21 protein-coding genes and 1 riboswitch are annotated in these 19057 nt (G+C 52.1%); of the genes, 4 read left to right on the forward strand and 17 right to left on the reverse strand.

Features of this window, described 5'->3' with window-relative positions; all coding sequences use genetic code 11:
• Window positions 1–16 precede the first annotated feature (16 nt).
• The 10 genes from thiE to EVJ33_RS07865 all read right to left on the reverse strand — a co-directional run bounded on the left by thiE (window position 17) and on the right by EVJ33_RS07865 (window position 10949).
• On the reverse strand, window positions 17–655 hold the full coding sequence (gene thiE, locus EVJ33_RS07820) for a thiamine phosphate synthase (RefSeq protein ID WP_131436027.1): 639 nt from the start codon (window positions 653–655) through the stop codon (window positions 17–19).
• On the reverse strand, window positions 627–1463 hold the full coding sequence (thiD, locus tag EVJ33_RS07825) for a bifunctional hydroxymethylpyrimidine kinase/phosphomethylpyrimidine kinase (protein WP_131436029.1): 837 nt from the start codon (window positions 1461–1463) through the stop codon (window positions 627–629). Before thiD ends, thiE begins: the two co-directional genes overlap by 29 nt.
• Window positions 1463–2278, reverse strand: a complete 816-nt coding sequence (thiM, locus tag EVJ33_RS07830) for a hydroxyethylthiazole kinase (protein WP_330857565.1) — start codon at window positions 2276–2278, stop codon at window positions 1463–1465. The genes thiD and thiM overlap by 1 nt, the downstream gene beginning before the upstream one ends.
• Window positions 2248–2922 carry a thiaminase II gene (tenA, locus tag EVJ33_RS07835; protein ID WP_131436031.1) on the reverse strand — a complete coding sequence of 225 codons (675 nt, stop codon included), beginning with the start codon at window positions 2920–2922 and terminating at the stop codon, window positions 2248–2250. Before tenA ends, thiM begins: the two co-directional genes overlap by 31 nt.
• A gap of 82 nt (window positions 2923–3004) precedes the next feature.
• Window positions 3005–3109: riboswitch (TPP riboswitch) on the reverse strand.
• Window positions 3110–3170: 61 nt separating this feature from the next.
• Entirely contained in the window at window positions 3171–4619 is a 1449-nt protein-coding gene (gene pelG, locus EVJ33_RS07840) for an exopolysaccharide Pel transporter PelG (RefSeq protein WP_131436033.1), read from the reverse strand.
• Entirely contained in the window at window positions 4600–6018 is a 1419-nt protein-coding gene (gene pelF / locus EVJ33_RS07845) for a GT4 family glycosyltransferase PelF (RefSeq protein WP_131436035.1), read from the reverse strand. Before pelF ends, pelG begins: the two co-directional genes overlap by 20 nt.
• Window positions 6015–7862 (reverse strand): DUF2194 domain-containing protein, encoded by a 1848-nt coding sequence (locus EVJ33_RS07850; protein WP_131436037.1) that lies wholly within the window; start codon window positions 7860–7862, stop codon window positions 6015–6017. Before EVJ33_RS07850 ends, pelF begins: the two co-directional genes overlap by 4 nt.
• On the reverse strand, window positions 7844–8782 hold the full coding sequence (locus EVJ33_RS07855; RefSeq protein WP_131436039.1) for a tetratricopeptide repeat protein: 939 nt from the start codon (window positions 8780–8782) through the stop codon (window positions 7844–7846). The genes EVJ33_RS07850 and EVJ33_RS07855 overlap by 19 nt, the downstream gene beginning before the upstream one ends.
• Window positions 8783–8786: 4 nt before the next feature.
• The gene (locus EVJ33_RS07860; protein WP_131436041.1) at window positions 8787–10007 is read right to left on the reverse strand and encodes a GAF domain-containing protein; all 1221 of its coding nucleotides are present in this window, start codon (window positions 10005–10007) and stop codon (window positions 8787–8789) included.
• A gap of 114 nt (window positions 10008–10121) precedes the next feature.
• Window positions 10122–10949 (reverse strand): glycoside hydrolase family 191 protein, encoded by an 828-nt coding sequence (locus EVJ33_RS07865; protein ID WP_131436043.1) that lies wholly within the window; start codon window positions 10947–10949, stop codon window positions 10122–10124.
• Between the two features lie 104 nt (window positions 10950–11053).
• Between EVJ33_RS07865 and EVJ33_RS07870 the strand changes: the two genes are divergently transcribed.
• Window positions 11054–11455, forward strand: coding sequence for an ion channel (locus EVJ33_RS07870; RefSeq protein WP_131436045.1), 402 nt, complete (start codon window positions 11054–11056; stop codon window positions 11453–11455).
• A 14-nt stretch (window positions 11456–11469) separates the two neighbouring features.
• Here the strand turns inward: EVJ33_RS07870 and EVJ33_RS15530 are convergent, their stop codons facing one another.
• Genes EVJ33_RS15530 through EVJ33_RS07880 form a run of 3 tightly spaced genes read right to left on the reverse strand, consistent with a single transcriptional unit; the run spans window position 11470 to window position 13109 of the window.
• Window positions 11470–11622 (reverse strand): hypothetical protein, encoded by a 153-nt coding sequence (locus EVJ33_RS15530; protein ID WP_201739680.1) that lies wholly within the window; start codon window positions 11620–11622, stop codon window positions 11470–11472.
• 48 nt (window positions 11623–11670) lie between these two features.
• Entirely contained in the window at window positions 11671–12510 is an 840-nt protein-coding gene (locus tag EVJ33_RS07875; RefSeq protein ID WP_131436047.1) for an aminoglycoside 6-adenylyltransferase, read from the reverse strand.
• Entirely contained in the window at window positions 12507–13109 is a 603-nt protein-coding gene (locus tag EVJ33_RS07880) for a pentapeptide repeat-containing protein (RefSeq protein ID WP_131436049.1), read from the reverse strand. Before EVJ33_RS07880 ends, EVJ33_RS07875 begins: the two co-directional genes overlap by 4 nt.
• Before the next feature lie 53 nt (window positions 13110–13162).
• On the opposite strand from EVJ33_RS07880, the gene EVJ33_RS07885 reads away from it, so the two are divergent.
• Window positions 13163–13609, forward strand: coding sequence for an NUDIX hydrolase (locus tag EVJ33_RS07885; RefSeq protein WP_131436051.1), 447 nt, complete (start codon window positions 13163–13165; stop codon window positions 13607–13609).
• Here the strand turns inward: EVJ33_RS07885 and EVJ33_RS07890 are convergent.
• Window positions 13580–14290, reverse strand: a complete 711-nt coding sequence (locus EVJ33_RS07890) for a YjjG family noncanonical pyrimidine nucleotidase (RefSeq protein ID WP_131436053.1) — start codon at window positions 14288–14290, stop codon at window positions 13580–13582. The genes EVJ33_RS07885 and EVJ33_RS07890 overlap by 30 nt on opposite strands.
• 73 nt (window positions 14291–14363) lie before the next feature.
• Between EVJ33_RS07890 and EVJ33_RS07895 the strand changes: the two genes are divergently transcribed.
• Window positions 14364–15206 (forward strand): GNAT family N-acetyltransferase, encoded by an 843-nt coding sequence (locus EVJ33_RS07895; protein WP_161566915.1) that lies wholly within the window; start codon window positions 14364–14366, stop codon window positions 15204–15206.
• A 12-nt stretch (window positions 15207–15218) separates the two neighbouring features.
• Here the strand turns inward: EVJ33_RS07895 and EVJ33_RS07900 are convergent, their stop codons facing one another.
• From EVJ33_RS07900 to EVJ33_RS07910, 3 genes are all read right to left on the reverse strand, one after another.
• Window positions 15219–16163 (reverse strand): alpha/beta hydrolase, encoded by a 945-nt coding sequence (locus EVJ33_RS07900; protein ID WP_131436057.1) that lies wholly within the window; start codon window positions 16161–16163, stop codon window positions 15219–15221.
• 172 nt (window positions 16164–16335) lie between these two features.
• Window positions 16336–17091, reverse strand: coding sequence for an HAAS domain-containing protein (locus EVJ33_RS07905; protein WP_131436059.1), 756 nt, complete (start codon window positions 17089–17091; stop codon window positions 16336–16338).
• The gene (locus EVJ33_RS07910) at window positions 17066–17419 is read right to left on the reverse strand and encodes a PadR family transcriptional regulator (protein WP_131436061.1); all 354 of its coding nucleotides are present in this window, start codon (window positions 17417–17419) and stop codon (window positions 17066–17068) included. Before EVJ33_RS07910 ends, EVJ33_RS07905 begins: the two co-directional genes overlap by 26 nt.
• A 168-nt stretch (window positions 17420–17587) precedes the next feature.
• Here EVJ33_RS07910 and EVJ33_RS07915 point away from each other — a divergent pair, with 168 nt between their 5' ends.
• Window positions 17588–19045, forward strand: coding sequence for an aldehyde dehydrogenase family protein (locus tag EVJ33_RS07915; RefSeq protein ID WP_131436063.1), 1458 nt, complete (start codon window positions 17588–17590; stop codon window positions 19043–19045).
• Window positions 19046–19057: the final 12 nt, after the last annotated feature.

Below are 19057 nucleotides of genomic sequence, written 5' to 3' on the forward strand. Positions count from 1 at the left end.
CCTCCTCGATTTGAATTCAGAGACAAGCGAAACGCCGTGTGGCTAAAGCCACATCCGGTGCAGAAGCGATGGACGAGATGACGGCAACGCCGTCCGCCCCGTCTTTCCGAATTAGCGGGACGTGTTCCGGTAAAATGCCACCAATCCCCACGATTGGCAGCTCGCGATACGTGTCTCGAACTTGACGGATGAGCACTGTACCATTGACTGCCCCGGCATCTTCTTTCGAATGTGTCGGGTAAACCGGTCCGATGCCTACGTAATCCGCATATTCAATCGCCGCAGCCACTTCTTCGATCGTATGAACCGAGACGCCGAGCCATTTGCCCGGGCCAATCCGTTCCCGAACGCGTGCAGCCTCGGCATCGTCTTGCCCGATATGCACGCCATCCGCATCAATGCGTTCTGCCAAGGCGACATCGTCATTGATGATGAACGGGACGTCGTACGAACGACAAAGCGTCTGCAGCGCTCTCGCCATCGTTTCTTTTTTATCCCCATACAGTGCCTCTTTACCTTTTTCACGAAATTGAAAACATGTCACGCCACATTGGAGTGCCGTTTCGACCGTCTGAAGTAAATCTTTTGTATTCGGTGTCCCACAAACAAAGTAGAGACGCAACTGTTCAGCGATGGTTCGTCGTGATGGATTCAATCGTCACATCCTCCTCTCCATACATCGCATATGCCCAATGGTTGGTCGGCCCATGCCCGGCGCCGATGTCGAGTCCGTGAGAGATGGCGCTTTGGATAAAGCGCTTGGCGGTCACCGTCGCTTCCAAGATGGAATACCCTTTGGCAAGTTCCGCCGTGAGTGCGGCTGAAAACGTACAACCGGTGCCGTGCGTATCGTTCGTCTGGATGCGCGGAGTCGACAATATGAACGCCCCCGAATCCGTCATGACTAAGTCTTCCGCAGATTCACCTTCCATGTGACCACCCTTTAAAACGACAGCGCGCACGCCGTACGTTAACATTCGCTCCGCTGCCTCAAGACGGTCTTCAAAAGTCCGAATCCTCATCCCGGTCAACACTTCCGCTTCTGGCACGTTCGGTGTGACAACGGTCGCGAGCGGCAAAAGAGACGTCTTGAGCGCCTCGACCGCAGAATCTTGAAGGAGCGAGGCCCCTCCTTTCGCAATCATGACCGGGTCGACGACGAGCCGGTTCAACGCGTGACGACGCACCCCGGCAGCGACTACCTCGATACGCGCCGCATCGAACAACATCCCGGTCTTGCACGCCGCAATCGTAAAGTCTGAACCGATTGCATCGAGTTGTTGCGTGACAAGTTCCGGAGATATCGCCTCGACTCCGTGCACTCCGCATGTGTTTTGTGCCGTGACCGCCGTCAAGACGCTCGTTCCGAACACCTCAAGCTCTTGGAACGTTTTCAAATCGGCTTGGATTCCTGCACCACCGCCTGAATCCGAACCGGCAATCGTCAATACTTGGGGCCGCATCATGACACCACCTCGATTCGATCACTCGGCAACTCGACGGCTGTCATCTTGCCGAGTTCGTTCAAGAAATGAACGGGGAAGTCGCCCGGTCCGTCAGCCAAAGCGGTCGCTAGTTCGCCGCACCGGGCATAGCCGGCGAGTGCTGTCGCCGTAGCCGTGACCGCATCACGTTCGACCGCGAGAAACGCACCGACGACGGCACTCAGTAAGCAACCGGTCCCTGTCGTCCGGGCCATCGCTTCGGTGCCGCCTTTGATTTCAATCGTCACGTCCTCGTCGCTGACGACGTCCGTCTCTCCGGTCACGGCAATGACACAGTTGTAGCGCCGGGCCGCCTCACGCGCGATTTGATTCAAATCGTCCCGTGTCTCGCCCGCATCCACGCCGCGTGATGCCGCGTCGAGACCAATCAATGTCGCGATTTCCCCGGCATTCCCACGAATGACCGTCACGCGGACTTGTTGCAGAATCGCCTTGGCAACGTCGCGTCGGAATGAGGTTGCCCCGACCCCGACCGGATCAAAGACGACCGGGCGACCCGCTTGATTCGCCGCCTGACCGGCTCGAATCATCGTACGTTCCGTCATCGCATCGAGTGTGCCGATATTGAGCACGAGCGCATCGCTCACAGATGCCATCTCGGCCACTTCTTCGACAGCAGACGCCATGACCGGGGCCGCTCCGATGGCGAGCAACCCGTTCGCCGAAAAATTGGCGACGACGATATTCGTGATATTGTGGATGAGTGGTCTTTGGGCTCTAACTTTGTCCCACAAGTCGCGTTTCATCGTCTCACCCCCGTTGGCAATGTCCATGACTCGAGCGTCCACGCCATCTCCCAAAAGGCGTGCTCATAATAGCAGCTCTTCAAGAACAGTTGCTGATACCGGAATCGTTCTTCCGCGGTCGCTTGCCCGGCGAGCACGTCGAGCCGCTCAATCTGCTCTTCGACGAGGTCGCGGAACCATTCCGACCCGTACGTCGCAATCCACGTCGCATAAATCGGGTGATCCGGGGTCGCGTCTTTCATGCGTTCGCCAATCTCGTAATACACCCAATAACACGGCAAAATTGACGCCAGTACATCACCGAGCGTCGGACCGGCTTGTTGCATATGGAGCGCATAAGCGTAAGCTGTCGGGGCTGGTTCGAACGTCGCCCATTCCGCCTCCGTAACGTCGAGCAACGTGAAGAACTCACGATGCAGCGCATGTTCCGCTTCGATGGTATGAAGCGCGTGTGTTAAAAAGCGGCTCGCCACTTCCATGTTGGGGGCGAGTGTCGCCCCTTTCGCCTGCACTTTTGAGAACTGGTTCAAATAGTATGAGTCTTGCATGACGTAATGCCGAAATTTCGCCTCATCAAGTTCACCCGTTCCGAGTTCGCGGACGAACGGGTGATCAAAACTGGCTTGAAACAAAGCATCTGCCTCTTGTCGAAGATGTGCGGTGAATGTCATTCATGTCTCCTCCTTTGTGATTAAAAAAGACGCCGCCTCCCATAACGGAAGCGGCGTCGGATTTACACAAAGTGTACGAGAACAATCGGTTCGCCCACTTCCCTACGCTAGCGTGAACTAGATCAGGTTCAAAGGGTCTGGACCTCGTCCATCTCAGCCGCGTCACGCGACTCCCCTAGTGGTAAACATTATGAAATTCGGTCGTCTACGACCACATCATATCAGTCTTTCCCTTTACTGAAAACCCTTTAACGCGAAAAGCGCCGGTTCAACAACGTTCCCATTTGCGAGAACCGCTCGGTGCCGAGCTTACGCCGATTCGACGCAGCGAACACATAATAATCGACTTTCCCCATGTAATAGATTAAACGCAGTCCGGCCAAGAAGAACGTGATGGTCGTGCTGACGGCAAAGCCGACGCCGTACCAATCGATGCCGCGCGGCAAGAGCAAGAGCGTGAACAACGCGTTCAGCGTGAAGAAGGACAGCGTGATGAACAACGCCCCGCGCCGATCCTCGAAATAGAGTAGTAACAGGGTCAAAATAAGGATCATCGCGTTCGCGAACGCCGCGAGCGTCGTCATCCGAAAGATTTGCCCGATCTCGTCCGGCACACCGATCCAGCCGACGAACATGCCTGCCATGAGGATGGCGAACAGCGTCACGACGCCTTGGCTGCGCGCGAGTCGAATCAACTCATTCTTTAACACGGACGTCATCGTCTGTTTCGCTTTCTCGATTTGATGGAGCGCTCCGCCGTAGTTAATCAATCCATAAAACGTACGATAGCGCTCATAAAATCTTGTCTCGACGGCGACGACGAACAACAACTGCGTCGGGATAATGGTCAAATACGACCAAAAAATGGCCGTGTCGTAATACGGGTTGAACAAGAACGAGTCCGCGATGATGATACGCCCTTCCCCGAACCAGATGATAAAGTTCGTGACCCAAATCCCGAGCACGTACAACACGCCGATGGCGAACAGGTCCGGATAGCGGTCGAAGTACTTAAAGTACGAGAACTCTTTCACAGCATAGCGGAGCGGGAACGTCCGGAGCATCGCGAAGAACAACCCGAACAACGTCACAATCATCCCGGCCGTGAAACCGAGCAACAGCTCGAGACTAGACGGATCGGTCATGAGGCGACTAATCGCATAGACGCTCCCGACCGAGATGAGGCCACCGAGTAGGAAACTATAGGCCACCGCTTGATAATACTTCGCGGCACTTAGAAACAAGAACATGACCCAGATGACGTTGATCGTCATGAACAAGACGAACAGCGTCAATTTGTATAAGAAATCGAGCGGAGACAATAACCAAAAGATGCTGTACAGGATCGTTGCTGCGAGAATCGTCACTTTGAGCATCCCGGTGAACACCGGGAAAATCTCGTGCACCTTCTTTTCGTAAAACAAGTCCGCCACGTATCGTGTGACGACAAGCTGTTGGAAGCTGAACAAAATTTGCGAGAAGATGAACGCATACGAGACCGAGATCATGAAAAGCGTCCGCTCGGCGAGTGACAACGTCGGCATTTGGAACGCCAGCCATTGAATCGTGCCGACGACCAAAATCACGATCAACCACGGTCCGGATGTGACGAGGCCTGAGAACGTGTACGCCTTCAGCCGGGACGAGTAGTAGTCTTCTTGAAACAACTTCTGTAACTTAAACCCGATGCCCGCCATACTGTTCCCTCCTCGTTTCATAGATGGCCTTGTAGCGGTCCACAACTTGTTGGAGACGATAATATTGGCGGACCCGCTCCCGTCCGTTCTTTCCAAACCGCATCCGTTCTTTCGGATAATCCATCATCCACTCGACCTTGTCCGCGACCGCTTCCGGATGAACCGGTGGCACAATGAACCCTGCTGGCCCGAACGGATCGTCTTCTCGGCCGTACAGGAGCTCGGAACAAGCCCCGACATCGGTCGCGACCCAAGGAATGCCTGCAGCCATCCCCTCAAGAATCGCGAGCGGTTGACCTTCCGAGATGCTCGTCAACAGCAATAAATCGAACTTCGGCAAATAGGCTTGGACGTCGACTTTTCCGGCGAGTTCGACATAATCGGTCAGCCCGCTCTGTTCGATGAGCAGACGGCACTCTTCCGCATATTCCTCATCTTCATCGAGCGGACCCATAATCGTCAGCTTGAAAAGTCGATTCCGCTCCTGCAAAATCTTGGCGGCATAAATCATCGTCTTCAAGTCTTTGATCGGGACTAAGCGGACGATGGCCCCGATTTGAAAGAGATCGTGTTCGGGACGATTAACCGTCGCTTGAATTTGACGGTCGGCGATGCCGTTAGCGATAATTTTCGTCTTCTCGCTCGGGGCGCCGATCCATTCTTGATATTCACGATTCCGTTCGAACAACGTGATGATTTCGTCGGCCGCATTGTATGCTTCGCGCGACAAGTGGTGAAAGAAACGGACCCACCTCGGCTTATACGGTGCCGGAATCCAATACGACTGCAAAATCTCCTCTTCCCGCTCGCGCGAATAAATACCATGTTCAGTCAAGATGAACGGGATCCCTTGCGTCTCTTTCATGTACGAGGCGACCACGCCAGCATATCCCGTGGATACAGCGTGCACGAGGTCGACTTTCGGGAGCGGTTGATGAAGTACCCGCAAAATCGGGGTGTACATGCTTTGCCACATCCAAAAATAGTCGATGAACGAGCCCCCGTTCATTTCTTCGGAATAGGCCGATTTGACATTTTTCCAAAAAAACTCACTTGCGAAAAACGCCTGACTCGAGGGCACTTCTTTTCCGAGCAGGCGGAGTGCTTGCCGGTTCGGGCTCTTCAACATGAGCCAATCGGATACTTTCTGTTCTTCTTCGGCGTCCCACTTCAACCGCCCCTTCGCCCGCTCGCCCACGTCATTCAAATACAAATGGGTGATTCCTGAGACGTTGGGCGGCAATGCATATTTCATCTCTTCTAGACGCTTTTCGGTCGGTTGAATCGAGATGATTTCAAACGACACCTCGGGCATCGCCTCGATCAACGTCTGCGTCCAACTCGAGACGCCACCGCTCACATACGGATAACTCCCCTCTAAGACAAGTCCGATTTTCATTGCACTTCCCCCTTGATGGCGATTTCAGCATTCGCCGACGTCAGTTTGACGAGATAGAGCGGACGATCGGCGTCCCACTGTTCGACCGTTCCGAAGTCAAACTCCCCTGTCTCGAGTGACTGGCCTGGTTTGAGACGGATCGTGAAATGGGATGGGTTGACGAGTCCTTCCCCAGCTAAATAGACGGTCGACTCATCGAATGTGACGTTTAAATCAGCTTGTTGGTAGGTGATCATCTTTTCGGTCGCGTAGTGTTGCGTGTACGCTTCAAGATGTGGATATTGATCCTTCACGTCGTGGACGATTTTACGCAGACTCGCGAACATCGTATCCCAGTCCCGACCGAAGGCCCGGTCTGGATCGATGACATCATCCGGGTGAATGAAGTGGGAAAACACACCGAAATTGGCGATTGCATCGACCATTTGGAAAATCGATCCTCGTTCTTCCCCGTAATCGCTCGTCACGCGAGGGAAATGGTACAAGTTCGGATGCGTCGCATCAAATTCGAACTCTTGGACGAAGTCCCCGCTCTCTTGCTCTCCCGTATAGAGCGAGGCGATTGTGCGAAGTTCTGGCAGCGCCTCAGCGATCGCATCGACCCCTGTCCGGTTGAGCGCGTTCGACGGCGGGACGTATGACTTGAGCGTCTCGTCCGGGAAATAATTTGCAAACACGGATTCGGCTTGAAGTAACGACCGTTTCATCTCATCCTTATCCTTCCAAGGAATATACCCATACGTTGGATCGATCGGTTCATCGGCGGTGACGAGCGACTGGTGGTTATAACCATGGAGTCCAATCTCCCCACCGTGGGCAATCAATTTTCGACCGAAGTAGAGCATCGGGAACTCGCCACGTTTAATCAACTGTTCGTCGACGAGCTCCATCTCTTCTTCATACGTCCCGATCATCGCCCCCGTGTAAATCAAATCATCGTCTTCCGCCAAATCAACCATGTCTTCCCACCAATCCTCGGCGAAGAAATCTTTGACCGATTTATCGAGGGGGGTCGCAGAGACGTCTTTCATCTTCCCATCCATGACTGGTGCCGGGAAATCGTCGATGTACATGAGTTTGACGGCTGCTTGTGCCGTGACGAACGCCGGCGGCATCGTACCGAGCGTCTGGACGAACAACCCGCGGACCATCTTTTGATCGGTGATCGTCGTGTTCCAATAGAGGACATTCCCGTCTCCGACACCGTATTCCCAAAGAATCGGAAATCCTTCGGCTGACAACATGACGTTGGCATCGTCTGCAATCGAAAAATCGACGACGCTATGGACAAAGAGATCATCTGGCGGGTTCAAGTCGACATACCCGGGGAAAATCGTCTCTTCAAAATTCAAGCCATACACATCGGGCACAAAGTCACCAATCTCTTCAATCCCGGTCAACTCATTCCACGATGGGTCTTTGAACCGGTTTGCGAATACGAGATTCCCGCCCTGTTCGACGTAGCGTTTCATGTCCGCGAACGGCCATCCGGACGTATTTTCACCTGTGAAAATGATGATGGTGTATGGTGACGGGGTGATAGAGCTTGCCGCGAGAGGACTGATTTCACGAACATCGAGTTTGGCGTATTGCAGTCCATATAACAGGTTGTTCGCCGTTTCGACCGCCAAATCGCCTTCATCCCGGACGAGATAAACTTGAATCTGATGCGCACCTGCTTTTGCTGAGGCATCACTCTTCAATTGATCGATGTTCATCTGTTGCTCGGCAACGTTTGGCAATAACGTATGCAGCGAGTGAATGCGTAAGTATTGAATCGCACCGACGATCACTAAAAATAAGACGATGAAGAGTGAGAATGAGATTACAGTTCGTTTTTCCATGATGTCGTGTCACTCCATTCTTCAAACAACAGTCGGTACTCGTACGGTACGTCCTCAATCGAAAATTGGGTCTGCATCATAAACATGACCGCCTTCACTTCGTTCCAACGCTCACGCTCATAATAGTAATTGATGAGCATGAGATGGGCCTCGATTCGTTCCGGGAAATAATGGACGTACTCCTTTAAACTATTCAGTTGTTCTTTCGGACGTTCCAATGTGTAATAAACCTCGTTCAAATCTTCATAAATCCAAGGTGAGGGGGGATAAAGTGTTTTGGCTTTCAACAATTCTTCGAGCCAGGCACCTCGCTTGTCTTTCAACATGACCTCCGTGATGAGTTCGCTATGAATCATACGTTTATAAATCGTCGCAAGCCGGCGAATCGTCTCCGGGTTCCCCAAATCATATTCGCGTTTCGCAAGCTTCAATTCTTGTTCATATTGATCAATCAAGATGTTCATCGTCGCCGCGGCATAGTGAACGGTCTCACTATCCGTGCTTTCAAGCCCCATCTGCAAATACTTCCCTTGCTGGTCAATTGACTGGTTGACGTGCGTTAAAATCGAATGTTTGCGAATGGCCGGGTCTTTCGAATTGATGGCGTCGGTGAGCGGTAACAGAGTGGTGCTGCTATTCGCTTCGTGACGTATTTGTTCATAGTTGACGACCTTGAAATCGATATAGTCGTCATAGTCTTCAATCAGACCGCTCCGACCGAACCGTTCAGCGAGCCGATACACCGCGAAGACGGCCAGTTCAGCCAAAAACGGCAAGAACAAACCAAAACTGAGGGCCGCGACTGCGACGCCATAATCTGGTGCTTTCATCTTTCGTTTCAACACGATCAACAGGACGAAGGCGAGCAATGCGTGAGCGACATAAATCCCAATCAATCCGAGACGAATAGTAGATTCCATGCCGTCACACTCCTTTCTGAATCAAAATCCCTTCGATTCGGTCATAGATCCGTTGACGGTGCTCCTCATTCGTACCTGGAAGCAAGAGCAACAACTTATTCTCGTCCGGGTCATACCCGACGACATCAATCTCTCGCAAGTAGGAGTGAACGATTGCTTCGATACTTTCGAGCGAGACCGGTTCATACCCGAGCGGATAGTCGAGCACGATGTAAGGCTGCCCATGGTGAATTTTTTTCTGTTCTTGGATCGCAACAAGTTCTGTGAACGCCTCTTTCTTATAAAACGAAGTGCCTTTATGCATCTTCTCGTGCTGCTCTTTACGAATCAGGTTCTCGGCGTTTTGAATGCGCGTCCCGATCCACGAGAAGAGGATATTGAGGACGTGCAAATCATCGGTCGTCAATTTTCGAAGCGGCAACCGCTTGATGACGACGACTTCACGGGTCGTGCCGTCCACGATAATCGGTGCGAGTAGCATCGGGTCCGTATCCTCGTCGTCGAGTTGACGGAGCGTCGTCTCTTGGACTTGGAAAAACCGTTTAAACATACTTGATGCCTCATCGAGAAAAATCGTTTGTGGGAACTCTTTCTTGTCCGTTTGGCGAATCAAGAGACGCATCGATTTCTGGGAGCGGTCGACGTGGTAAATCGCCACATCGCTCGCTAGGAACGTTTTTTTCAATAGGCGAATCGTCTCGCTCCGAATCAATTCTGGATGTGGTAAATCAAGCGATACGGCGAGTTCATACAATTGGTTCAAGCTATACTCGGATTGAAGTAATTTTTGACGAAGTGTGGTTTGCGAAGTGTTGAGTAAATCGACGGTCTCTTTCAAATACGTATTTTCATCTTTCAGTTCTTCGTTGCGGAACTGGCTGATTTCGTAACGCTCTCGAAATGAGGTACTGAACAACCCGACGATGACAGTGATTGCGAAGTAGTAAAACAGTGTAAGAAGTGAGTTTGTATCGTAGAACAACAGGAAGATATCCTCTCCTATTAAGCCGGTGTATAACACTTTATAGAGGAGCAACATACTGAAACTGATTACGCCGAAAATAGTGCCGTACCTGAGGGCGAATAAGATAGCGGCCACATAAAACAAGTTCAGCTCATTTTGAATCGTGCCTAGACTGAAGAATACATCGATTCCGATCAATAACGCGAACACAACGAGAATCTCGACCCATTTGAGCCATGGACGGTCTTGAGCGTACAGCATGATAATCCCCTCCTCATGGATAATCTCTTTTCAGTTTTTCATGTAATGCGGATTCACGGCTGCCGTTCCCGAGGCTCACGCAATCCATTACTTTACCCTTACCCCAATCAACCCCTAAAAATCCCACGTATTGTAATATGTTGGTTCGTGATAATGGATGAAGCCGTTCGCTTCGGCCATATCCCGACTGGTCGCCTCTTCTTGGTCAGAGACGGTAAGGACGGCAATTCCATATTTGTCTTGAATCGCGTTCATGCGATCGAGCATCTCCATCGACCAAGAATCGGACGTGATTTCCGTGTAATTAAACCCTTCCCACATGAAGCCTTCCACATAAGGCGCACTCGTTCGTTCAAGCGTCTCGATGCCCCAGTTTTGGACGACAGGGACGCCCGGGTACGATTTTTCAATCGCTTGTAAAAAAGCCTCGAGCCCAGCCAGCTGTTCTTCTAAGTCTTCCGGATAGTCGAGGTGAACATCATCGATATCACCGACCGTGTCGAGGAAAATTCCGTCCAGGTGTTTATTGATGACTTGTTTTTGAATCTCACGAATTAAAATCTTACGGAAGTCGGCCGAGCTGATATCCGTTAAATACGAATCCCATTTCGGAAAATAAATGCGTTCCCCATTCCGATAAAAGAAATCGTCTTTGTCCATTTGACCGATGAGCGCCCGATTCCATGTGTCTGCTTCCATCACGTTAATGTAGCCGAGCACTTTCGTCCCGTTTGAACGGATCGTCTCAATTTGCTCCGGCGTATACCAAATCGGTTCGATGATGACGAGGTCATAACGAGCCATGTCTTCGATAATCGCCTCGGTCGGCATATTGTAAAAAATCTTATAAGAATGAATCTCATCAAAATCAAACGGCTCTTTCGTCGAACATCCTCCTAAAAAGAAGATGAGCAATAGGCCGCCTACTAAACATCGTCGCACTCGGACACCTCCTCGTTGAATGAATCCGTCTTGGTGTGATTCGGTCCGTTTGACGGTGAACAATCAGGGAAAACACAACATACAGACTGTCACAGAAGGGAGAAATGAGCGTGAATTCCATTTTATTGACGATTGCCCTGTTATTCGTCGGCTTGAACGTGTTTACTTTCTTTCGACGCCAAACGTATAAACAAACCGGTTTTGACATGCGTTTGTTCAGCCATTTGTTCGTCAGCCTATTCGGCGTCATGATTGGGTTCGCCTTGATTTACTACGCGCTGTCACGTGACGGCGTCATCTTGGTGACGTCACTCGAGACGATGAACGCGGTCGATCCAAGCTGGCGCAACCTGCTCTACTTTAGCGGAGTCACGTTGCTGTCAATTGGATTCGGCGACTTGCTGCCGATCGGCCCGGCTCGGTTATTCGCCTTGCTCGAAGCGGCAATTGGAATCTTATTGCCGACGGCATTTTTTGTGAAATCGATATATAAAAAAGAAGACTGAGGAAAAACAGTCTTCTAGCGTCCAGTAATTAGCAAATACATGTTGAATGCGACGAGTCCAAGCGGAAATAAGGCCACGACGACAATTGGCCATTTCTTCGTCCGGATGCCGACAAATAAAAGTAAACTCCCCACTAGGAGCGCGATGAACGTCGTATACGGATTCAAGCGTCATTCCCCCTTCTATAGAAGGGCTTTTCCCGACTCAACCAAAAACTAATCGTTTGAGCACCAAAGCGTCGAAAAAGCGTCACGAATTCGTCGGGCTTCCATCTCCGCAAACGGATATCCGGCTCGTTCAGCCACGCGACGACTGACACGTTCAAATTGTTCCACCAATGCTGCATGTGCCGTTTCCATCGCTGTCACTTCGACCAAAGTGTATGTATCAAGATAAGTCTGCCATACTCCTGGAGCCAAATGCCTCTTCAGACCATCCCCGGACTTTCCTCCGTTCGCCGTAAAGTTTGTCGCAAAGCCGACGTCCCACGCGAGCATCTGCCGGAGCATCGTCCGCATGATCGTCACATGGTCAAAAGCGTATAACAGTTGACCCCGCTTGATACCTTTGACGACGTAAAGCGACACCCACCAAAACTCGTTCCAACACTGCTCATAGTCGAATCGGCTCGGTCGTCTGATGCGGTACGTGTCATCAGATGGGATCGGTTGACCGGCAATCTCGTCTTTATCGATGAGGACGAGACTGAGTGAATCTTCATGAATCATCGCCTGCACGTCACGCATAGGACGGACGGTCAAATCGACGCGATGTCCGGCTGCAAACTGCACGAGGAACGCGAAACATTCGTATACGGATTGAGCGGGCACTTCATCTGGCGTCTGCATGATCAACACGTCCCCAAGCGGCGCCATCCATGACCGGTCCTTGATAAACGCGGTCACGTCGTCGACGAAACAGGTGACATCGACGTCTTGAAAACGGTCCGTCGACACGTTCGGATTAACGAGCGACCCATTTAGAACAAGAACACGGATGTCGTCTCGCCCCTCGGCTAAGGACGTCAAGTACTCGAGCACGTGCTCATTGGTCATATGACGTTCGCCCCGAGCGAGCGGGCGACTTGGACGGCCTGCATGACGTCAAGCGTCGCTTGTTTCAAAATGACGTCCGAGAAATCGACCCCATCCATCTCGGCCCCTACAAAATCGGCACCGGTGCAGTCGGCGTGTTGCAAGACGGCGCGGGACAAGACGGCGTTCGTCCAGCGTGATTCTTTCAAATCCGCACCGTATAAATCGGCCTCGGTCAATCGGACACCGGACCAATCCATTTTCCGGAGCGGGGCGTGACGCAGATTGACGAACGACCAATCCCCCTCACGCACGACGACCCCTTCGAACGTGCATGACTCAAAGGACGAACCCGTCATCTTGCATTGGTCGAATTCGCTCAAAAACAGATTCGCCCCGTTGAATTGACAATTCAAAAACGAGCTGCCACTGTGGCGTGAGGCGTTCCACTTCGAATCGGTGAAGTCACAGTTGATGAATCGGCACTGTTCGGTCTCGCACTCGGTCGCATCGATATAGGTGAAGCGACAGTTCTCGAACGTCGTCTGGGTGAGTTGGACGTCACGGAGCGTCTCGTCCCGAAAATCTTCTCCTTCATAGACTGCATGTGATTGAAACATGATCGGCCTCCTTGGCGTATACTGGTTGTAGTTTAAGGAATGGAGTGATGAAAATGGATATCGTATTTCCGACCGCGCACGGCACGTTCAATTATCGCGTCGCCGGCATCTGGGTCCAGGACGGTCATTTGCTCGTTCATCGGAACGTGAACGATGACTTTTGGGCGTTGCCGGGCGGTCGCGTCGGCATCGGCGAAGAGGCCGAGCTCGCCTTGACGCGTGAGCTACAAGAAGAACTCGAAGCGACATTGACGGGAACGACGTTCGCTTTCGTCTCCGAAAACTTCTTCACGTATTTGGAGCGCACGGTGCATGAGATCGGCATGTACTTTTATGTAACGGGTGACCTCCCGCTCCGTCACGGAGACTTCCACGGACCGGAAGGGGATCACCTCATCTATCGTTGGCAGCCGCTTGACGCGCTCCGTGATTTGAAACTCTTCCCGGAGACGCTCTATGCGTTACCGCAATCACTGCCGCCCCACTTTATCGACCGCTGAGCCTGACAAAATCGACTTCAACTCGTGCAAGTCTTGAATCTCATACGTCGTCTCGACCGACGCCGCAACCTCGTGCGGATTATACCAGCACGTGTCGAGCCCATACATGCGCCCGCCGGCGATATCTGCCGTCAACGAGTCTCCGACGATGAGTCCACGTTCCGGTGCCACGTTCGGCACCCGGTCAAATACATAGTCGAAAAATGGCTTCATCGGCTTTTGCGAACCGGTCGCGTCCGAGACGAACACGTCTTGGAAGTAAGGGAGCAGTCCCGAGGCTTCGAGCCGTTTGAACTGCGTCTCCGTCACCCCGTTCGTGACGATATAGAGCGGATACTGTTCACTGAGCGTTCGGACGAGTTCGAGTGCCCCATCGATGATGTGCACACCGGCGTGTAAATGGTCGCGATAACGCTGTTCGACTTCATGTGCATCAATCGTGATGCCGAGCGTATCGAACAGTTGCGTATGCCGGCCCATCAAGACGTCTTCCCGCCCGACCTCGCCACGCTCGAACGCGCGCCACAATCCGTTATTGATCGTCACATACTGTTGTTTCAATTCATCGGTCATCCGAACGTTGTGCGCAGCGAGCAACTGCTCCAAGGCGACGTGCTCGCTCTGTTTAAAGTCTAACAACGTATCGTCGACATCGAATAAAATCGCTTCATATCGTTTCATAATCTGTATTACCCCTCTCTGCCTCTAATGTACAGGAATGGGCCGAGAAGTTCAAAAACAGGGAGTGCGTCATATGCCTAAAAAGCCAATCAGCAACCTCGAGTATTCGGATTCAGAACTCGCGTCATTTTTCTATTTGGCCGATGAGATGTTCGGCATCGATTTTCGGGCCTGGTATCGGTCCGGTGAATGGACCGACCGCTATCGCTGTTATTCGTTGACGTCCTATCGGAACGTCATCTCGAACGTCGGGATGAGCCGAATGACGCTGATGACGGACGGAACCGCTCGCGAGGCGTACCAAATCGGGACGGTCATGACGAACGAGGACCGACAAGGACAAGGGCTCGCCACCCATATTTTCAAGCACGTGTTCAAGCAACATGACGCTGATGGCTTGTCGTATTTTTTAGCGTGTGACGAAGGGGTTGAACCGTTTTATGAACAGCAAGGGTTCACCGTTCAACCCGAACCGGAGCTGTTCGTCTCTGTGTCAAGCGCAGCTCCCCCACTCGAACGGGTCGATGTCGATGCCGAACAGTGGCGTCGTTTCAAACTGGAGTCGCTTCCGTTCTCGCCACGCCTCTATGCGACGGACGACATGCACATTTGGATGTTCTACTACTATCAAGGGATGAACGAGAACGTCTATCGCTTCGACGATGTACACGTCATCTATTTGATTGAGCGCACGCGCCTCCGACTGTTCGCCGTGCTGTCGCCGCGGCCCGTCGATATGCAGGACGTCGTGGCACGGCTCTCTTTCGAAGGTATCACGGAGATCGTCTTTGAATTCACGCCTGACCTCGTCGGTGTCGAACGACGTGCGTCACATGACGGCCAATGGATGATTCGGATGAGTGAAGGGCAACTCTTCCCGGACGGTTGCCGTTTCCCGAGTTTATCGAAAGCATGAAAAAAACTCGCCTCACGGGCGAGTTTTTTTCATGAATGCCGTTCTGAGCGTATGAGCCGCTTCTTTGACGGCTCGTCTCGCTTCCGGGACGTACGTGTAATAGTTGACGAAGCCGTGAATCAAGCCATCGTAATTTTGATATGTCACCGGAACACCGAGGCTGATCAATTTGTTGGCATACGCACGTCCGAGGTCGCGGAGCGGATCGTACTCGGCCGTCAACAATGTCGTCGGGGGCAGTCCTCCCAAATGGTCCGAAAAAATCGGCGAGGCGTACGGATGCATCAATTCCGACTCATCATGGAAGTATTGTTGTCGGAACCACCGGATGAGCCCTTCATCGAGCAGATAACCGTTCGCGTAATCAATCAATGACAGCGGCAAGTTCTCCTCGGTCCCGGTAACCGGGTAAAACAGCAGTTGATGCATGGCGAGCGGACGTCCTCGCTCGATCGCCATCAAGGCACTGACCGTGGCGAGTGTACCGCCGGCGCTGTCTCCGCCGACCGCGAGACGTTCGGCGTCAATCTGGAGTTCCGAGGCGTGATCCGCAATCCAAATGAGCGCCTCATAGCTATCGTAGACGGCCGTCGGGAATTTATGTTCAGGCGCAAGTCGATAGTCGACCGAGATGACGGTACAATCGGCCTCGTTCGCGATCGTCCGACATATCGCGTCATGGGTGTCGAGACTCCCCGTGACATATCCGCCCCCATGATAGTAGACGAGGGCCGGGGCAAGCGTTCGACTCGAACGATAGATACGGATTGGGAGTGACCGGTCCGGTAGCACGATCACGCGCTCTTCGACGTCATGTACGTGTTCTTTATGTTGAAACCGGGTCATCATTGCATTTTCTTGTCGTCTTAACTCGAACGGATCCAATTGATCATATGTGGTCGAGAGCTGATTTTGAAACTGGTTCAAGTAAAATTGAATCGTCGGATTGACTGGCAATGGGAATCCCTTCTTTCTCTTTTAGGCATACATTTGCCTATTCCCAGCCGCGTTACACTCTAAGCAGACGTAGGTGCTTTTTCGGACGACGTGTCTCATTGATTGCCGGTTACGACCATGGGATAGCCCCCAGGAAGGCTCAAGAAGAGAAATAACCCGAAGCGTTCCAACATCAAACCTGCTCGTTTTGATTCTTTTTCCACCACACGAACAAGAAAATCCCCATCCCGACGAATAAAATCAACATCGAGAAAATCAATTGTTGTTCGAGCGGCAAGCTCGTTTGGGCGAGCGCAAATTGCGGCCCAAACAAGAGGATCGGGATAATCACATTGATCCATGTCTTCATCCAAACCGAGAAGACGAGCAACGTGACGACGGCAAGGCCGAATAATACGAGTTGACCGGTTGGACCGAACACGATCGTTGGGGTCTCGACGAAGATGTCGAGTACCATCAGCCCGAGGAATAACGTCATCGGCATCGCGGCGAGCGCCATGTACGTCACACCATTTTTGAGTTTCCCCGCTTTAGTGCGGACCGACATGTTGCGGAACGCTTGTGAGACGGCGAGTAAAAATAGAATTGCCACAAGCGGGAATCCGATCAACTGGACCGTTGAGAACGTCATCTCTCCCTGTATGAAGTTGGAAATGATGATGTAGGCGAAGACGTTCGGGATGAGCGTCGCGATGATTTTGACGAATCCTTTCACATCAAACGCCATCTCGCTCCCGAGGTGTTGCATGTAGGCTTTCGGGCTCTGGCCGACGACCTCGTCCACCCCTTTCCCCGCTCGTTCCGCTTCCTCGAGATGGTCTTTCAACTCCTCGACGACTTCTTTCACTTCATCTTCCGACTTCCCGCTCGACATGAGATAGACCACCAAGTCATCTAAAAAATCACGACTCTTTTTTGAAAGTTCCATCTTCATTCTCCTCTCCGAGTACGCGATTGACACCGCTTGACACGTCCAGCCAACGTTGTTTGAAGGCCAGCAACTCGTGCTGTCCCGCCTCCGTCAAAATGTAATACTTTCGCTTCGGCCCTCCGGAAGGCAATGTTTTTTGAATCGTCTCGACCCAGCCGTCTTTCTTCATCCGGAGTAAGACTGGATAAATACTGCCCTCGCTCACCATCGTGAACCCGTACGCTTGTAGCTTCTCTGACATCTCATAGCCGTACGTCTCTCCTTTATCGATGATGGCCAACAGGCAACCTTCGAGCAATCCTTTTAACATCTGACTCATCGCCATGGCGTGACCTCACTTTCGTTAAACTAACTTGTTATACATAATAGTAATGGAAGTCGTTTCCAATTGCAACTACTTTGTAAAACAAGTTAGTTGCGCATCGAGAGGTTTATTTTTTCAAAACAGGTGAATACTTCTTAAGGTGAAGAAAAAATAAAGGAGTGTTGGAATATGCATACCGATTTTACAAAGATGTATATTGATGGCCAATGGGTCGAAGGATCGAGCGATAAATTAATTGATAACACCAACCCGTTCACGGACGAGACGTTATTCTCGATTCGTTCGGCCGACGAGTCCGATCTCGACAAGGCTTATGCCGTTGCGAAAGAAGCACAAGCCGAATGGGCGACGATGCTCCCGCAAAATCGACGTGCTTTGATTGAAAAATTTTCCGAAGTGACGATGCAACATAAAGATGAGATCATCGAGTGGCTCGTGAAAGAGTCGGGAAGCACACGCATTAAAGCAGAAGGCGAATTTTTAGCCTCGATGGCGATCATTAAGGAAGCGGCGACGTTCCCGTTCCGGATGGACGGCCTCATCAAGCCTTCGATCGTCCCGAACAAAGAGAACCGGGTGTATCGGAAACCGCTCGGCGTCATCGGCGTCATCAGCCCATGGAACTTCCCGTTCCACCTTGCGGTCCGCTCGATCGTCTCCGCCCTCGCGACGGGGAACACTGTCGTCGTCAAACCAGCAACAGCGACACCGGTCACCGGCGGTCTCCTCTTCGCCTCGCTCTTTGAAGAAGCGGGTCTTCCGAAAGGCGTCTTGAACATCGTCGTCGGTCGCGGTTCGGAGATTGGGGACGCTATCGTCGAGCACCCGGTGCCAAAACTCATCTCGTTCACCGGTTCGACCGAGGTCGGCAAAGGAATCGCCGAGAAGGCCGGACGCCTGTTGAAGAAGACAGCGCTCGAACTTGGCGGGAACAATGTTTTCGTCGTCTTAGACGACGCCGACATCGACCGTGCTGTGGAATCGGCCGTCTACAGTAAGTTCTACCATCAAGGTCAAATCTGTATGTCGACGAACCGAATCCTCGTCGCCGAGTCGATTCACGATGAATTCCTTGAAAAATTTGTAGAGCGAGTTCGCGCCTTGAAGTTCGGCAACCCGAATGAAGCCGACACGCAAGTCGGACCGCTCATCGATCACGATCAAGTCGACCGCATCCTCGATCAAATCGACAAGACGGTCGAAGCTGGGGCGACGCTCCAGGTCGGCGGGAAAGCAGACGGGAACGTGCTCGAGCCGACCGTCGTGAGTGGTGTCACGAACGACATGCCGCTTGCGAAAAATGAGATTTTCGGACCGGTCGCCGTCATCCTGTCGTTCAAGGACGACGCCGAGGCGCTCCATATCTCGAATGAGTTGCCATACGGACTGAGTGGTGCCGTCCATGGTTCGATTTACCGTGCGACCGAGTTCGCCCGCCAAGTCGAGACCGGGATGATTCACGTCAACGACCAATCGGTGAACGATGAGCCGCACTTGCCGTTCGGCGGAGAAAAAGATTCGGGTCTTGGCCGCTTCAACGGCGAGTGGGTGCTCGAGGAGTTCACGACGCTCCAATGGGTATCCGTCATGCACGAACGCCGGGAATACAAACCATTCTTTTCATAAACAGCAAAAAGC

The organism is Exiguobacterium sp. SL-10 (genome assembly GCF_004337025.1).
Taxonomy (GTDB): Bacteria; Bacillota; Bacilli; order Exiguobacteriales; family Exiguobacteriaceae; genus Exiguobacterium.

Bases quoted from the DNA above. Each gene is read 5' to 3' on its own strand.
- pelF (WP_131436035.1), bottom strand. From the start codon at position 6,018: ATGAAAATCGGACTTGTCTTAGAGGGGAGTTATCCGTATGTGAGCGGT.
- EVJ33_RS07895 (WP_161566915.1), top strand. From the start codon at position 14,364: ATGCCTAAAAAGCCAATCAGCAACCTCGAGTATTCGGATTCAGAACTC.
- EVJ33_RS07885 (WP_131436051.1), top strand. From the start codon at position 13,163: ATGGATATCGTATTTCCGACCGCGCACGGCACGTTCAATTATCGCGTC.
- pelG (WP_131436033.1), bottom strand. From the start codon at position 4,619: ATGGCGGGCATCGGGTTTAAGTTACAGAAGTTGTTTCAAGAAGACTAC.
- EVJ33_RS07880 (WP_131436049.1), bottom strand. From the start codon at position 13,109: ATGTTTCAATCACATGCAGTCTATGAAGGAGAAGATTTTCGGGACGAG.
- EVJ33_RS07870 (WP_131436045.1), top strand. From the start codon at position 11,054: ATGAGCGTGAATTCCATTTTATTGACGATTGCCCTGTTATTCGTCGGC.
- EVJ33_RS07910 (WP_131436061.1), bottom strand. From the start codon at position 17,419: ATGGCGATGAGTCAGATGTTAAAAGGATTGCTCGAAGGTTGCCTGTTG.
- EVJ33_RS07850 (WP_131436037.1), bottom strand. From the start codon at position 7,862: ATGGAAAAACGAACTGTAATCTCATTCTCACTCTTCATCGTCTTATTT.
- EVJ33_RS07905 (WP_131436059.1), bottom strand. From the start codon at position 17,091: ATGGAACTTTCAAAAAAGAGTCGTGATTTTTTAGATGACTTGGTGGTC.
- EVJ33_RS07860 (WP_131436041.1), bottom strand. From the start codon at position 10,007: ATGCTGTACGCTCAAGACCGTCCATGGCTCAAATGGGTCGAGATTCTC.
- EVJ33_RS07915 (WP_131436063.1), top strand. From the start codon at position 17,588: ATGCATACCGATTTTACAAAGATGTATATTGATGGCCAATGGGTCGAA.
- EVJ33_RS07855 (WP_131436039.1), bottom strand. From the start codon at position 8,782: ATGGAATCTACTATTCGTCTCGGATTGATTGGGATTTATGTCGCTCAC.
- EVJ33_RS07890 (WP_131436053.1), bottom strand. From the start codon at position 14,290: ATGAAACGATATGAAGCGATTTTATTCGATGTCGACGATACGTTGTTA.
- EVJ33_RS07875 (WP_131436047.1), bottom strand. From the start codon at position 12,510: ATGACCAATGAGCACGTGCTCGAGTACTTGACGTCCTTAGCCGAGGGG.
- thiD (WP_131436029.1), bottom strand. From the start codon at position 1,463: ATGCGGCCCCAAGTATTGACGATTGCCGGTTCGGATTCAGGCGGTGGT.
- thiM (WP_330857565.1), bottom strand. From the start codon at position 2,278: ATGGACATTGCCAACGGGGGTGAGACGATGAAACGCGACTTGTGGGAC.
- tenA (WP_131436031.1), bottom strand. From the start codon at position 2,922: ATGACATTCACCGCACATCTTCGACAAGAGGCAGATGCTTTGTTTCAA.